Here is a 13,584-nt window from a genome sequence, read left to right on the forward strand (position 1 = left end):
GATGAGCGGCCCACGGGGTCAGACGCTGCGCCGCCGGCTCGCCGGAGTGGTGTTCCTGGTGGTACCCGTCCTGCTGATCTGGCTGGCCGTCGCCGTCTACGACAAGAGGTTCACCGACTCCGACCCGGTGATCGTGGAGACCGGCAGCGTCGGCAACGAGATGCACCTGGGCGCCGAGGTCAAGCTGCGCGGCGTCGTCGTCGGCGAGGTCCGCGCCATCGAGTCCACCGGTGCCGGCGCCCGGCTCACCCTCGCCCTGCGGCCCGGCGCCCGCGCCCACATCCCCTCCGACGCCCGCGCGCAGATGCTCCCGACGACCCTGTTCGGCGAGCGGTTCGTGGCCCTCGTCCCGCCCGCGCACCCCTCCGGCCGGCCGCTCGCCGCCGGAGCCGTCATCCCGCAGGACCGCTCCGCGAACGCCGTCGAGCTGCAGCGGGTCCTCGACGACGTGCTGCCGATGCTCACCGCCGTCCAGCCGCAGAAGCTCTCCGCCACCCTGTCCGCCGTCTCCCGGGCCCTGGAGGGCCGCGGTGACCGACTCGGCACGACCCTCAGCCGACTCGACTCGCATCTGCGCAGGTTCAACCCCGAACTGCCCACCCTCAACCGCGACCTGAAAGAACTCGTGAAGGTCAGCAACGTCTACGCCGACGCCGCCCCCGACATCATCACGGCCCTCACCGACTTCACCACCACCACCAGCGGCACCCTGGCCGAGAAGTCCGGCGACCTGGCCGCCACCCTCGGCGCCACCACCGGCGCGGCGGAGGACCTGACCGCCTTCCTGCGCCGCAACAAGGACACCGTCATCCGGCTCAGCGCCGAGTCCCGGCCCACCCTGGAACTGCTCGCCGAGTACTCCTCGTCCTTCCCGTGCACCCTGCGCACCCTCGCCGACTTCGTCCCGGAGATGGACAGGGCGCTCGGCAAGGGCACCGGCCGGCCCGGCCTGCGGGTCGACCTCACCACCGTGCCGTCCCGCGGCGCCTACGTCCCCGGCCGGGACACCCCCGCCTACGACGCAGGCGGCGGCCCCCGCTGCTACCCCGTGCCCTACCTCGGCGTGCCCACGAAACCGGCCGCGCAGGTGTCCGCCGCGGCCGACCAGGACCTCGGGCTCGCCAACTCCCCGCAGGAGAACGCCCTCGTCAACGAGTTGCTCGCGCCCGCCACCGGCACACAGCCGGCCGACCTGCCGGACTGGAGCAGCCTGCTCGCCGGACCGGCCCTGCGCGGCACGGAGGTGACCCTGCGATGACCGAGCCGCATCCCGCGCACACCCGGCGCCGCCCGCTGACCGGCCCCGTGCTGAAGTCCCTCGTCTTCCTGGTGGTGACCGCGCTGGCCACGACCGTGCTCGGGCTGAGCGTCGCCAACACCGGCGTGGGCTCCGGCACCCGCTCCTACAAGGCACTGTTCACCGATGTCACCGGGCTCGTCGACGGCGACAGCGTGCGCATCTCCGGGGTGCAGGTCGGCGAGGTCACCGGCGTACGCGTCGTCGACCGGCGCAGCGCGCAGGTCAGCTTCACCGTCCGCGACGACCGCACCCTGCCCCGCTCGACGACCGCCGCCGTCAAATACCTCAACATGGTGGGACAGCGCTACGTCGCCCTCGACCGCGGCAGCGGGGACCTCACCGGCACCCTGGAGGGCGGCGACACGATCCCGCTCGACCACACCGCGCCCGCCCTGGATCTGACCCTGCTCTTCAACGGCTTCAAGCCGCTGTTCGAAGGGCTGTCGCCGAAGGACGTCAACGAACTCGCCGGGTCCATCGTGCAGGTCCTGCAGGGCGAGGGCGGCACCGTCGACAGCCTCATCCGGCACATCGGCTCGCTCAGCCGGACGGTCGCCGCGAAGGACGACGTCATCGGCGCGGTCGTGAAGAACCTCAACACGGTCCTGACCACCCTCAACGACCGCGAAGCCGCGTTCGACGACCTCGTCGACACCCTGCGCCGGCTCGTCACCGGCTTCGACGACGACCGCAAACCCCTGGGGCGGGCCGTCGCCGCCATGGGCGACCTGACCACGGTGACCGCGGACCTCCTCCAGGACGGGCGCGCACCCCTGAAACAGGACATCCGCGAACTCGGCCGGCTCTCCGCGAACCTCGGCGCCGCCGCCCCCCGGATCGAGAACTTCCTGGCGACGACGCCCGCCAAGATGACCGCCCTGGCCCGGCTGTCGTCCTACGGATCGTGGTTCAACCTCTACCTCTGCGAGGCACGCGTGAGCGGAGTGACCACCTCCGACGGCTCCCGGGCCCCCACCGGGATCGCCGTGACCGAACCGAGGTGCGGCGCATGAGCCCGCTGACCCGGGCCCGCCGCCGCGCGGGCCACGGCACCACCGACGCCGCCGCGGACAGCACCCCCCGCACCGGCCGCCGCCGCGGGCCATGGCCGAAGCCCGTCCAGGACCGCAACCCGGTCACCGTCGCCCTCGCCGGCCTGCTTCTGCTGGCCCTGCTCACCGTCTTCGCGTACAACGCCGACCGGCTGCCGCTGATCGGCGGCGGCACCGCCTACAGCGCCGACTTCAGCGAGTCGGCCGGCCTCGACGAGGGCGACGAGGTGCGCATCGCCGGCGTCAAGGTCGGCCGTGTCACCGCGGTCTCCCTCGACGGCCCCAAGGTGAAGGTCGGCTTCGAGGTCGACGACGCCTGGATCGGCGACCGGACCACCGCCGCCATCGCCATCAAGACGCTGCTCGGTGAGAAGTACCTGGCCCTGGACCCGCTGGGCGGCGCGCGCCAGGACCCCGGCCGGCGCATCCCGCTGGCCCGCACCACCGCGCCGTACGACGTCACCCAGGCGTTCCAGGATCTCAGCGGCACCGTCGACGCCATCGACACCGGGCAGCTCGCCAAGAGCTTCGAGACGATCTCCGAGACCTTCCAGGACTCACCGCCCCATGTCCGCAAGGCCGCCACCGGCCTGTCCGCGCTGTCCAGGTCCGTCTCCGGGCGGGACACGGAACTCTCCGAACTCCTCAAGGGCAGCGCCCGGTTCAGCAAGACCCTCAAGGACAAGAAGTCCAGCTTCGAGACCCTCATCGAGGACGGCGGTTCCCTGCTCGGTGAGTTGCAGGACCGCCGCACCGCGATCCGCGCCCTGCTCAAGGGCAGCAGGGCACTGTCCACGGAGCTGAGCGGCCTCGTCGCCGACAACGACAGACAACTCGGCCCCACCTTGGAGGCGCTCGGCCGGGTCACCACGATCCTGGAGAAGAACCGCACCCAGCTCGACCGCACGCTGGCGCTCGTCGGCCCCTACTACCGGCTCGTCGGCAACACCCTCGGCAACGGCCGCTGGTTCGACAGCTATCTGTGCGGCGTGGTGCCCCGGGACTACCTGCCCGACCCGTCCCTGGCCGAGCCGTGCAGGCCGCCGAAGCAGTCGGCGCAGGCCCAGGGGAGCGCGCGATGACCGGACGCAGCAGACTCCTCGCGGCCGCGCTCGCCCTGGTCGTGGTCGCCGCCGGACTGGCCGTCGCCCGGGCCCTCGACCCCACCGGCACCCGGCTGACCGCCTACTTCGACCGCGCCGTCGGCATCTACTCCGGATCCGACCTGCGCATCCTGGGGGTGCGGGTCGGCGAAGTGGCGTCGGTACGGCCGCAGGGCACCCGGGTGCGGGTGGAGCTGAACCTCGACGAGGGCGTACGGGTCCCCGAGGGCGCCCGAGCCGTGATCGTGGCGCCGAGCGTGGTCGCCGACCGCTATGTGCAGCTCACCCCCGCCTACCGCCACGGGCCGGCCCTGGCCGACGGCGCCGTACTGCCCGCGTCCCGCAACCGCACCCCCGTCGAGATCGACCAGCTCTACGCCTCCCTCACCGATCTCAGCAAGGCGCTCGGCCCCGACGGAGCCAACGCATCGGGCGCCCTGTCCGACCTGCTGACGACCGGCGCGGCCAACCTCGACGGCAACGGCGCGGCGATCGGCGACACCATCGAGCAGTTCGGCAAGGCGGCCAAGACCCTCAACGGCAGCAGCGACGACCTGTTCGCCACGCTCGGCCGGCTCCAGTCCTTCACCAGCATGCTCAAGGAGAAGGACACCGATGTGCGCACCGCCCAGGAACGCCTGGACACGGTCGTCGGCTTCTTCGCCGACAACAAGGACGACCTCGCCGGCGCGCTCGACGAACTCGGCAAGGCCCTCGGACAGGTCAAGCGGTTCATCGAGGACAACCGCGGCGAGCTGAAGAAGAACGTCGACCGGCTGGTGCCGGTCACCCGCACCCTCGTCGCACAACGGGCCTCCCTGGCCGAGGCACTGGACGTGGCGCCGCTGGCCGCCGACAACCTGGTGTCGGCCTACGACACCGACACCCGCACCCTCGACGGCCGCGCGAACCTCAACGAGATCAGCATGGGCGGACCACTGCTGCCGCTCCCGGCGACGGGCGGCGCGGTGTCCTCGGTGTCCTCGGGGGCCTCGGGGGAGGGAGCGCGGTGAGGCACGGCATACGACGACGCAACGCGGCCGGTGGGACGGTCCGGCGGGGTGCACTCGCCGGCGGGACGGCCGTGGCAGCCGGCGCGGGCGGACTGCTCGCCCTGGCCCTGGGCTTCACGCTGGCGGTCGGCGCGTTCACCGTCCCGCTGCCGCGCTTCGACGGGATCGAGAGCCTGCCGCTGCCCGGCGGCGCCGACCTCGGCTCCCACCCCTACACCGTCACCGCCGAACTCGACGACGTACTCAGCCTCGTCCCGCAGGCCGCGGTCAAGGTCAACGACGTCGCCGTCGGCAGGGTCACCGCCATCGACCTCGACCATGACGGCTGGGCCGCCCGCGTCACCATGAAGATCAACGGCGATGTGCGGCTGCCCGCCGACGCCGGCGCCCGGCTGGAACAGTCCAGTCTGCTCGGCGAGAAGTACCTCCAACTCGTCGCGCCCGACGCCCCGGACACCGCCGGCCGGCTCGGCGACGGCAGCGTCATCCCGCTGTCCCGCACCGGCCGCACCACCGAGGTCGAGGAGGTGTTCGGCGCGCTGTCCCTGCTGCTCAACGGCGGCGGCGTCAACCAGCTCAGGACCATCACCAGGGAACTCGACGCCGCCCTCGGCGGACGCGAGCCCGAGGTCCGCTCGATGCTCCGACGGGTCGACACGCTGGTGACCGACCTCGACGGACATCGCGGCGACATCACCGACGCCCTCGACGCCGTCAACCGGCTCGCCGCCACCCTCGCCGGCCGCAAGGACGACGTACGGACGGTCCTCTCCGACCTGTCGCCCGGCCTGAAGACCCTGGACGAACAGCGCGGCTCGCTGCTGACCATGCTGCGCTCCCTGGACACGCTGTCCGGTGTCGCCGTCTCCACCGTCCACGCGAGCAAGGACGACATGGTCGCCGATCTCAAAGCCCTCGCACCCAGCCTGCGGGCCCTCGCGGACGCGGGTACCGACCTGCCCGACTCGCTCCAGGTGCTGCTCACCTACCCGTTCACCGACGAGGTGCTGCGGGGCGTCAAGGGCGACTACCTCAACGTGTATCTGAGCATGGTCGCCGCCCCCGGAACACAGATCGTCCCGCCGCTGGTGCCGCAGCCCACGCCCTCCGCCTCCGCCTCCGTGCAGGGCGCACCCCGCACGGCCCGCGGGAACAGCACCGCCAAGGGGTCCGGCGGGGCCGCCCCCGCCACCCGGGTCCCGGCATCGGCACCACTGCCGCTGCCCTCCGTCACCACGCCCGCCCAGGACGGAGGCGCCACGCCGTGATCACCCTCGCCGTACGCCTGAAGAACCTCGCCTTCCTGGTCGTCGCCGTCCTCGTGCTCGGCTTCGTCGGCATCCGCTACGCCGACCTCGGCCGCTTCATCGGCGTCGCCGACCACTACACCGTGGACGTCCATCTCCCGCGCACCGGCGGCCTGTTCACCCACTCCGACGTCACCTACCGCGGGGTGTCGGTGGGCCGGGTCGGCCCGATCGGGCTCACCGCGGACGGGGTCGTCGCGGAACTCCGCATCAAGAAGTCCGCGCCGCGCATCCCCGCCGACACCCGCGCCGTGGTGGCCGGTCTTTCCGCGGTCGGCGAGCAGTACATCGACCTGCGGCCCGCGAGCGACGGCGGGCCCTATCTCGCCGACGGCGCCCGGCTCGAACAGGCCGACACCGAGGTGCCCGCGCCCGTCACCGACGTCCTCGCCGGCGTCGACGCCCTCGCCCGGTCCGTACCGCTGGACGATCTGCGCACGGTCGTCGACGAGTTCGGCACGGCGTTCGAGGGCCGCGGCGACGACCTCCAGGTGCTCCTGGACAACGGCAGTGCCTTCGTCGAGGCCGCCGACCGCGCCCTGCCGTCCACCAGGCGGCTCCTCCACGACGGCGAGACCGTGCTGCGCACCCAGGCCGAAGAGGCACGGGCCGTCCGCGACTTCGCCACCGGGGCCGAGCAACTCGCCCGCGCCCTCAAGGGATCCGACACCGACCTGCGCCGCCTGCTCACCGTCGCCCCCGATGCCGCCGGCCAGGTGAGCGGTGTCCTGCGGGACCTCGACCCCAGCCTGGGCGTGGTCCTCGCCAATCTGCTGACCACCTCCGAGGTCGCCGTCACCCGGCAGCGCGGCATCGAGGAACTGCTCGTGACGTACCCGGCGGCCGTGGCCGCCGGCGCCACCGCCGTCGACGGAGGAAAAGTGAACTTCGGCATGGCCGTCACCTTCTTCAAACCCCTGCCCTGCACCGCCGGTTACGGTGGCACCCGCTACCGCGACGGACTCGACCTGGGCACCGCGCCCCCGCTCAACACCGGCGCCGCGTGCACCGCACCGGCCGCGAGCGGCAGCAACGTACGCGGCTCGGCGAACGCGCCCCGCGGCGGCCCGGTGCCCGACCCGGTGAAGCCGCCCTCCCTGCCCTCGGGCAGCGCCGTACCGACCGCGGGCGCCGTGCCGCTGCCGGGTGCGCTCGCCCTGCCGGACCTGGGCGACGGCGCCCCGACGGACCTCGCGGCCCTCCTCGCTCCGACCGCGGACGCCGCCCGATGAGGCCCGCCCGGATCATCGCCGCCGCGGGGCTCGCCCTGGCGCTGGGGTTCTGCGGCACCGGCGCGTGGACGTACGCGCAGGCCCGCGGCGACGACGGGCTCGCCTATGGCCGGGAGCGCGACGCGGCGCTCGCCGACGGCCGCCGGGCCCTCGCCGTGCTCAACACGCTCGACGCCTCCTCCCGTGAGCGGGCGCGGGCGGGCATCCGGGCCTGGCGCGCGGCGTCGACCGGTCCGCTCCGGGACGAACTGGGCCGCACCGAGCCCCGCACCGGCGCGTCGGCGCGCGGCACGGTCACCGAGGCCGCCGTCACCGCCCTGGACCCGCGGGCCGGCACGGCCAAGCTCATCGCGGCCGTACGGGTGGAGGTCACGCAGGCCGGGTCGAAGACGCCCACCACGGACCGCAAGCGCCTGGAAGCGGTGCTCGCCCGTACGGCTCCGGGGGAGTGGAAGGTGCAGGCACTGAGCGCGGTACCGGTCGCGCGGACGGCGGGGGAGGGGGACGACCGATGACCTGGCTGCTGCGCGACGAGAGCACGCGGAAGCCCGCCGCGGTGGCGGACGGGACGCCAGGGCCGGAGCCCGGGACCGCGCCCGCGGACGACACGGCGGTGGACGCGGTGGACGTTTCCGAGGCGGAGTCGGACGGGGACCAGGCACCCTCCCGGGGCCGCTTGAGCGTCCGGCTGCGACGCATCGCGGTCGCCGTGCTCGCCGTGGCCCTCGTCCTCGCCGGGTGCGGGTTCTTCTACGGCGCCCACCAGGTGCGGTCCACCGCGTCGGCGCGGAACCGTGCGCTGACCGACACCGAGGCCACCACCCGCGTCGCGGGAGACGTCGGGAACGCCCTCGCCCGCGTCTTCTCGTACACCCCGGACGGCCTCGACGCCGCCGAGCGCTCCGCACGCTCCGTCCTCGACGGCCGGGCCGCCCGCCAGTACGCCGAACTCCTCGGCCGGATCCGCGCCGAGCTCACCGAGCAGCGCGTCACCCTGAGCACCCAGGCCGTACGCGTCGGAGTGCTCGAACTCGACGGCGACAGCGCCCGGTTGCTGGTCTTCCTCGACCAGGTCGCGCGCAGAGACCGGGCCGCGGCCACCTCGGCGGCGGCCCAACTCACCGTCACCGCACGGTGGGAGCACGACCGGTGGCGGATCGTCGACATCAGGACCCGCTGAACGTGCGCGGGAGACGGGAGCACCTCATGAAGCGCGTGGCCCGCGCCCTCGCCGCAGCCCGGTCGCTGCCGGCCCTGGCCCTGGCACTCGCCCTGATCGCGGGCGGGTTCGCGGTGTGGACGGGCTGGGACTGGTACGCCGCGGCGCACGACGACTCGGCCGAGTACGCCGCGCAGCGCGACGTGGCACTAGCCGCCGGTGAACAGGCCGTGCAGAACCTGAACACGCTCGACCACCGTGACGTGGAGCGCGGCCTCGACCTCTGGGAGTCCGCCACGACCGGCGATCTCCACGACCAACTCGCGTCCGGGCGCGAGGAGTTCGCCGCGCAGGTGCAGACGGCGAAGACGGTCACCACGGCCCGGGTGCTGTCCGGCGCCGTCACCGAACTCGACGACCGCGCCGGCCGGGCCCGGGTCCTCGTCGCCCTGCGCGTGACCGTGAAGGCGTCCGACGGGCAGCGCACCGACAAGGACAGCCGCATGCTCGGCGAACTCACCCGGACCGGCGGCCGATGGAAGCTCAGCGCCCTGGGCCAGGCACCCGTGGGCGGCACGTCAGCCGGCTGACCCGGACCCGCGCCGCGGGAGCCGGCCGCACGAGAGGACGACCCATCCGATGTCGACGACCCGTCACCACATCAACCGCCAGCGCCGGCGCCAGGCCCGCGAGACCCGGCCCGCGGCGCCCGGGTCCGGGTCCGGTTCCGCAGGTCCGGGCGGTCCCGTTGCTCCCGGCGGTCCGGCCGTCGAGGCCGCATCCGCCGAGGCCACGCCCGGCCGCTCCCGCTCGGGGTCTGCGACGGACGGGGCTGGTGGGGCGGACCGGGCGTCCTTGGCGTCCCAGGTGTCCCAGGTGTCCCGGGCGGACGCGACGGGCGGCCGGAAGCGGATCCGCCGTCCGTCCCGTGCCGTCGGCCTGTCCCTGCTGTGCCTGCTGACCCTCGTCCTCGGCGGCTTCGCCGGCTGGGCGCACGCCCGCGCCGAGACCCTCCGCGACGACCCGGCGTCGAGCAACACCGCGCTGACCGACCCCGCCCGCACCAGTGAGATCAAGGGGCAGACGGCGAAGGCGGTCGCCGCGCTGTTCTCGTACGACCACGCCGATCCCGCCGCCTTCGAGAAGGCCACGAAGGACCTCCTCACCGGGAAGGCCGTCGCCCAGCACGAGGCCCTGCTCGCCGACGTCCGGGCCCGCGCCGACCAGCAGAAGGCGGTGATCACCACCACCGTCACCGACAGCGCGGTCGAACGCATCGACGGCGACCGGGCCCGCGTCCTGGTCTACGCCGACCAGAGCAGCGTCAGCACCGCCGGGGACAACAGCGCGGCGGACGCAGCGGACAAGCGGGCCGCGGACGGCGGCACCTACGCCGGAGCCATGCTCGCGGTCGACGTGGTACGCCGCGACGGGCGCTGGCTCGTCTCCGGCATCGACACCTTCGGCCGCTGAGGTTCCGGCGCCACCGACACCCATCGACAAGGGAGCGACCGCCATGCCCGCACGCCGCGTACGCCGCCCGCAGCCCCGGACCCTGCGGGGCCTGCGCGCCACCGCCGTCGCCGTCGCTGCCGTGGCGGTCCTCACCGCCTCACAGGCGCCCGGTCTCGTGCCGAGCGCCGACGGCGGCCCCGGCCGGCGGGCCGCCGACGACAGCCCGCCCCCGCCGGCCACCGGCACCCCCTACGCCGATCTCGCCCCGCCCGACGACGGCTCGTACCACACCGAACTGCCACCCCTGACACGTACTCAGATCCCGCGCAGTGCCGGGGAGATCATCAGGATCGGAGGGGAGTCCGGCATCCCGGCGACCGTGCTGCGCGCCTATCGCGCGGCCGAGGCGGCCGTCGGCCGTACGGACCCGGGCTGCCGGCTTCCCTGGGAACTGCTCGCCGCGATCGGCAAGGTGGAGTCGGGCCATGCGCGCGGCGGCGCCGTCGACCGTGAGGGTACGACCCTCGGCCGGATCACCGGCCCGGCGCTGGACGGACGGGGCTTCGCCCTGATCCGGGACACCGACGGCGGCGTCCACGACGGCGACCCGGTGTACGACCGGGCGGTCGGGCCGATGCAGTTCCTGCCCTCGACCTGGGCCCGGTGGGGCGTGGACGGCAACGGTGACGGCCGCGCCGACCCCGACAACGTCTTCGACGCGGCCCTGGCGGCCGGCCACTACCTGTGCGCGGGGGACCGGGACCTGGGCCGGGCCGCTGACCTGGACCGGGCGATCCTCAGCTACAACTATTCGCGCACCTATCTGAACCTGGTCCGGCAGTGGCTGGACTTCTACCGGCGGGGCGTGCACAGCGTGCCCGACGGCCAGGGCGTCGTCCCACGGTCCCCGGGCGCCGGCAGCGACACCCGGGCGACCGAGCCCGTGGCCGACGAGGACGGCGGGATCATCATCGGCCCCGACCCCAGCAGCCCCGCCCCCTCCCCTTCGCACACGCCGTCCCCCTCCGCGACGGCCACGACCGAGGCGCCGCCCACGCCCGACCCGTCCGAAGAGCCCTCGACCACACCGGACCCCACCGACTCCGCGTCGCCGTCCCCGGACCCCGGCGACCCGCCCCCCGAGCCGACCTGCCCCACCCCGACCCCGACCCCGACCGCCCCCGACACCACGGAGAACACCCCGACCTGCCCCCCGACCCCATCGCCGACGTGAGCCCACGGCCCGGCGGCTCACCCGGGAAGCGAGCCGTGCAACGCCGCGCCCACGGCAGCGAAGACGGGCCCCGCCCACGTCGGCCGGACGCGCACGCACCGCGTCAGGACGTGGGTCAGCGCCATGGCCGCCATGGCGGGCCACAGGACGCCGAAGGCCGCGGCACCGATGGAAAAGCGCCCCACGGCGACGGCACCGACCGCATATCCACCGACCGCCGCCACGGCGGCCAGGGGGAAACCCACGCCGAACGGGTGCCAGGGCGCAGCCGCCCGCACGGAGAACACGACCGAGCCGATCAGCGCGAGCCCGGCCACCACGGTCCATACGACCGCGGGCACGACCAGGAGAGGCGCGGGGGAACTCATGGCAACCCTTGGAGGATCGGCGGCGGCTGAGATGCCGCACCTACCCTACGGCCAGACCCACCCGGACAACGACGAGGCCACCGACCACACGGCCCCCGGCCGACGCCGGCACGCAACTCGGCAACGTCCGCTGCCCGGTCCTGGTCGTGATGGGCACGCTCGACCCCGGTTGGACCGACCCGCATGCCGAGGGTTCGGCGATCGACGTGCCCTGCCGTCCGGCCTCGGTCACCTTGAGACGATCGTCGGCGCCGGGCACTACACACACGACCAGTTCCCCTCCGGCGCGCGTTGAGCGTCCGCGGTCCCCGGTTCGACTGCCCGTTCGGGTCGATGAACTGGCATCGCCATGGCGACCTCGGCCTCCTCTACCGTTCGTCGACACCACGCCGTCAGGCCACCACCATCAACGCCACGGTCGTGGCCAAGATCGAGGACCTTCGGCGCACCCACACGTGGCCTGCCTCCCGGGTCGCCTTCGAACTCCAAGCTGACGGCGGGCTGTCGGTCGGGTACGGCAACGCTCCACGAGTCGACGGCGTCCTTCTGGAGCCAGCGGGGCAGTGGCGTGGGTCATCGTCGGGGTGCCCTTTCTCCTCGGTGTGACGGAGGAAGGCTCACACGATCACCGGAGTCTGGCGTCATGAGACCCGGTTGGCCCGCGCTGGGTTCGCGGACGACCGACTCGACCGAAGTAGTGCGAGCGGGGCGAGCGCGAGGGTGGCAACTGCCGCGGCGATGAGGGGCAGGAGGGCAAGAGAATCGAGGGTGGAGACGAAACTTCCGAGACCAGCGCCAACGCCGATACCCAGATTGAGGACCGTGACGAGGATGCTGCCTGCGGTGTTGCGGAATTGCTCGGAGGCCACCCGCATCACGTGGGCTTGGAGCACGACGGGCAGAACCCCGATCAGCGCACCCCACAACGTCACCAGTGCGACGTAGACAACAGGACCGTTGGACAGGCCCATTCCGGCAAGGGACGCGGCCAGCGCGAGCGCGGTGACAGGCAACGCGGAGATGGTCCAGTGATCGCTGATCCGACCTGCCACGAGGACCCCGGCGAAGCCACCGATGCCACTTGTGAGCAGCACCCCTGACATCGAGTCCGCTCCGATCCCGGCAATAACGTCGCTGATAGGCACCACAAACGTGAACACGGCGTAGTAGCCGACCAGGGAGAAGAAGCCACCACCAGCCACCAAGAGCACCGACCGGGCCGATCGGTCCCATCGCTCAGCCCCTGGCTGGGCCGACCCGCGGCCAATTCCCGGTACCACGACCGCGATCGCAGCCATGCAGGCGAGACACGCGACAGCAAGTGCAGCGAAGGTCACCCGCCAGCCGACTCGGTGTGCCACCTCGGTTCCGACGGGCAAGCCGACAAGGCCCGCGAGAGTGGGTCCGGCCAGGACGATCGACAGAGCACGCCCGACCCGCTCGGGAGTGACCAATGAGGCGGCGTAGGAGACCACCACGGCCCAGAACAGGCCGTGGGCGGACGCCGCAGCCATCCTCGCGGCCAGTGCAGCTCCGTACGTCGGCGCCAGCGCTGTCGCAAGGTTCGCGGCCGCCATGACGAAAAGACTGGCGAGAACCACTGACTTGCGCGCCCAACGCATAGTCACGCGCACCAGCGGGATGCTCGTCAGGGCGATCGTGCCTGCCCACCCGGTCACCAACAGCCCAGCAGCCGCCCCGGTAACCGAGAGAGAAGAGCTGAGGGAATCCAGGACGCCTGCCGGCATCATCTCTGCGCTCACCGTCGTAAAGGTCGCGGCACTCAGGGCCAGCAGTGGTACGAGGAAGTTGTTTGATCTGGTCACGCCCGAGAACCTAAACTTTGACGTCAACGTCAATGTCAAGCCCAATGAGAGTCGGCCATGAAGATCGGTGAGCTGGCGAAACGCGCCGGGACCTCTACGCGGATGCTGCGCTACTACGAGGCGCAGGGCCTTCTGCACTCCGAGCGAGGCCCGAACGGCTACCGCTACTTCCAGGACAGCGACATCGAACGAGCCCGGACCATCGCGAGTCTGATCCAGTCAGGACTGCCGACCAAGCTGATCCACGTCCTTCTCACCGCCCAGGACCGGCCAGACGACTGGACCGACGCGTGCGATCATGAGTTCGCTGCGCTCCTGCGAGCCGAATTGAACGCCCTGGACGACAAGATCTCCTGCCTGACCCGAAGCCGAACCGCCGTGAACGCCTACCTCGAACGCGCCGCCCGCTAGCAGCCGAGGCGAGTCGTACCGCCGTCATCAACGCCCTGACCCGCAACGCCTAGTTCGCCGTGACCAGCGAGGCCGGCGCCGACAGGGCGTCGGCCGAGTGAGTACCAGATGCGGCGTGCAGAAG

Annotated in this window: 14 protein-coding genes and 1 pseudogene; 13 read left to right on the forward strand and 2 right to left on the reverse strand. The window is 72.8% G+C overall.

The features are described 5' to 3' along the window. The first annotated feature begins 1 nt into the window (after position 1). From CTZ28_RS31315 to CTZ28_RS31365, 11 genes are all read left to right on the forward strand, one after another. The gene (locus CTZ28_RS31315) at positions 2-1,258 is read left to right on the forward strand and encodes an MCE family protein (RefSeq protein ID WP_121893097.1); all 1,257 of its coding nucleotides are present in this window, start codon (positions 2-4) and stop codon (positions 1,256-1,258) included. After that, entirely contained in the window at positions 1,255-2,313 is a 1,059-nt protein-coding gene (locus CTZ28_RS31320; protein ID WP_121893098.1) for an MCE family protein, read from the forward strand. The genes CTZ28_RS31315 and CTZ28_RS31320 overlap by 4 nt, the downstream gene beginning before the upstream one ends. Beyond that, the gene (locus tag CTZ28_RS31325) at positions 2,310-3,434 is read left to right on the forward strand and encodes an MCE family protein (protein WP_121893180.1); all 1,125 of its coding nucleotides are present in this window, start codon (positions 2,310-2,312) and stop codon (positions 3,432-3,434) included. The genes CTZ28_RS31320 and CTZ28_RS31325 overlap by 4 nt, the downstream gene beginning before the upstream one ends. Then, positions 3,431-4,468, forward strand: a complete 1,038-nt coding sequence (locus CTZ28_RS31330; RefSeq protein WP_121893099.1) for an MCE family protein — start codon at positions 3,431-3,433, stop codon at positions 4,466-4,468. The genes CTZ28_RS31325 and CTZ28_RS31330 overlap by 4 nt, the downstream gene beginning before the upstream one ends. Positions 4,469-4,539: 71 nt before the next feature. Beyond that, positions 4,540-5,736, forward strand: a complete 1,197-nt coding sequence (locus tag CTZ28_RS31335) for an MCE family protein (protein WP_121893100.1) — start codon at positions 4,540-4,542, stop codon at positions 5,734-5,736. After that, a complete protein-coding gene (locus CTZ28_RS31340; protein ID WP_121893101.1) occupies positions 5,733-7,007 on the forward strand; it encodes an MCE family protein in 1,275 nt (424 codons plus the stop codon). Before CTZ28_RS31335 ends, CTZ28_RS31340 begins: the two co-directional genes overlap by 4 nt. Further along, a complete protein-coding gene (locus CTZ28_RS31345; protein WP_121893102.1) occupies positions 7,004-7,522 on the forward strand; it encodes a hypothetical protein in 519 nt (172 codons plus the stop codon). The genes CTZ28_RS31340 and CTZ28_RS31345 overlap by 4 nt, the downstream gene beginning before the upstream one ends. Then, positions 7,519-8,187, forward strand: coding sequence for a hypothetical protein (locus tag CTZ28_RS31350; RefSeq protein WP_183154678.1), 669 nt, complete (start codon positions 7,519-7,521; stop codon positions 8,185-8,187). The genes CTZ28_RS31345 and CTZ28_RS31350 overlap by 4 nt, the downstream gene beginning before the upstream one ends. Before the next feature lie 26 nt (positions 8,188-8,213). Next, positions 8,214-8,756: a nuclear transport factor 2 family protein gene (locus CTZ28_RS31355; RefSeq protein WP_121893103.1), complete on the forward strand. Its 543-nt coding sequence runs from the start codon at positions 8,214-8,216 to the stop codon at positions 8,754-8,756. Positions 8,757-8,805: 49 nt separating this feature from the next. After that, positions 8,806-9,639 carry a hypothetical protein gene (locus CTZ28_RS31360; RefSeq protein ID WP_121893104.1) on the forward strand — a complete coding sequence of 278 codons (834 nt, stop codon included), beginning with the start codon at positions 8,806-8,808 and terminating at the stop codon, positions 9,637-9,639. A gap of 43 nt (positions 9,640-9,682) precedes the next feature. Continuing rightward, complete coding sequence (locus CTZ28_RS31365) at positions 9,683-10,855, forward strand: lytic transglycosylase domain-containing protein (protein WP_121893105.1); 1,173 nt, start codon at positions 9,683-9,685, stop codon at positions 10,853-10,855. 17 nt (positions 10,856-10,872) lie between these two features. Here CTZ28_RS31365 and CTZ28_RS31370 read toward each other — a convergent pair whose 3' ends face one another. Then, a complete protein-coding gene (locus CTZ28_RS31370) occupies positions 10,873-11,223 on the reverse strand; it encodes a hypothetical protein (RefSeq protein ID WP_147481221.1) in 351 nt (116 codons plus the stop codon). 95 nt (positions 11,224-11,318) lie between these two features. Between CTZ28_RS31370 and CTZ28_RS48775 the strand changes: the two are divergent. After that, positions 11,319-11,518 (forward strand): annotated as a pseudogene (locus tag CTZ28_RS48775) (alpha/beta fold hydrolase); the annotation flags it as partial. A 346-nt stretch (positions 11,519-11,864) separates the two neighbouring features. Here the strand turns inward: CTZ28_RS48775 and CTZ28_RS31380 are convergent. Next, entirely contained in the window at positions 11,865-13,049 is a 1,185-nt protein-coding gene (locus CTZ28_RS31380) for an MFS transporter (RefSeq protein WP_147481222.1), read from the reverse strand. A gap of 57 nt (positions 13,050-13,106) precedes the next feature. Between CTZ28_RS31380 and CTZ28_RS31385 the strand changes: the two genes are divergently transcribed. Continuing rightward, positions 13,107-13,460, forward strand: a complete 354-nt coding sequence (locus CTZ28_RS31385; protein WP_121893108.1) for a MerR family transcriptional regulator — start codon at positions 13,107-13,109, stop codon at positions 13,458-13,460. The last annotated feature ends 124 nt before the right edge of the window (positions 13,461-13,584 follow it).

It is taken from the genome of Streptomyces shenzhenensis, from assembly GCF_003688995.1.
Classification (GTDB): domain Bacteria; phylum Actinomycetota; class Actinomycetes; order Streptomycetales; family Streptomycetaceae; genus Streptomyces; species Streptomyces shenzhenensis_A.

Excerpts from the sequence above, each read along its gene's own strand:
- CTZ28_RS31370 (WP_147481221.1), bottom strand. The coding sequence starts at position 11,223 with ATGAGTTCCCCCGCGCCTCTCCTGGTCGTGCCCGCGGTCGTATGGACC.
- CTZ28_RS31355 (WP_121893103.1), top strand. The coding sequence starts at position 8,214 with ATGAAGCGCGTGGCCCGCGCCCTCGCCGCAGCCCGGTCGCTGCCGGCC.
- CTZ28_RS31345 (WP_121893102.1), top strand. The coding sequence starts at position 7,004 with ATGAGGCCCGCCCGGATCATCGCCGCCGCGGGGCTCGCCCTGGCGCTG.
- CTZ28_RS31325 (WP_121893180.1), top strand. The coding sequence starts at position 2,310 with ATGAGCCCGCTGACCCGGGCCCGCCGCCGCGCGGGCCACGGCACCACC.
- CTZ28_RS31330 (WP_121893099.1), top strand. The coding sequence starts at position 3,431 with ATGACCGGACGCAGCAGACTCCTCGCGGCCGCGCTCGCCCTGGTCGTG.
- CTZ28_RS31360 (WP_121893104.1), top strand. The coding sequence starts at position 8,806 with ATGTCGACGACCCGTCACCACATCAACCGCCAGCGCCGGCGCCAGGCC.
- CTZ28_RS31350 (WP_183154678.1), top strand. The coding sequence starts at position 7,519 with ATGACCTGGCTGCTGCGCGACGAGAGCACGCGGAAGCCCGCCGCGGTG.
- CTZ28_RS31385 (WP_121893108.1), top strand. The coding sequence starts at position 13,107 with ATGAAGATCGGTGAGCTGGCGAAACGCGCCGGGACCTCTACGCGGATG.
- CTZ28_RS31315 (WP_121893097.1), top strand. The coding sequence starts at position 2 with ATGAGCGGCCCACGGGGTCAGACGCTGCGCCGCCGGCTCGCCGGAGTG.
- CTZ28_RS31320 (WP_121893098.1), top strand. The coding sequence starts at position 1,255 with ATGACCGAGCCGCATCCCGCGCACACCCGGCGCCGCCCGCTGACCGGC.
- CTZ28_RS31365 (WP_121893105.1), top strand. The coding sequence starts at position 9,683 with ATGCCCGCACGCCGCGTACGCCGCCCGCAGCCCCGGACCCTGCGGGGC.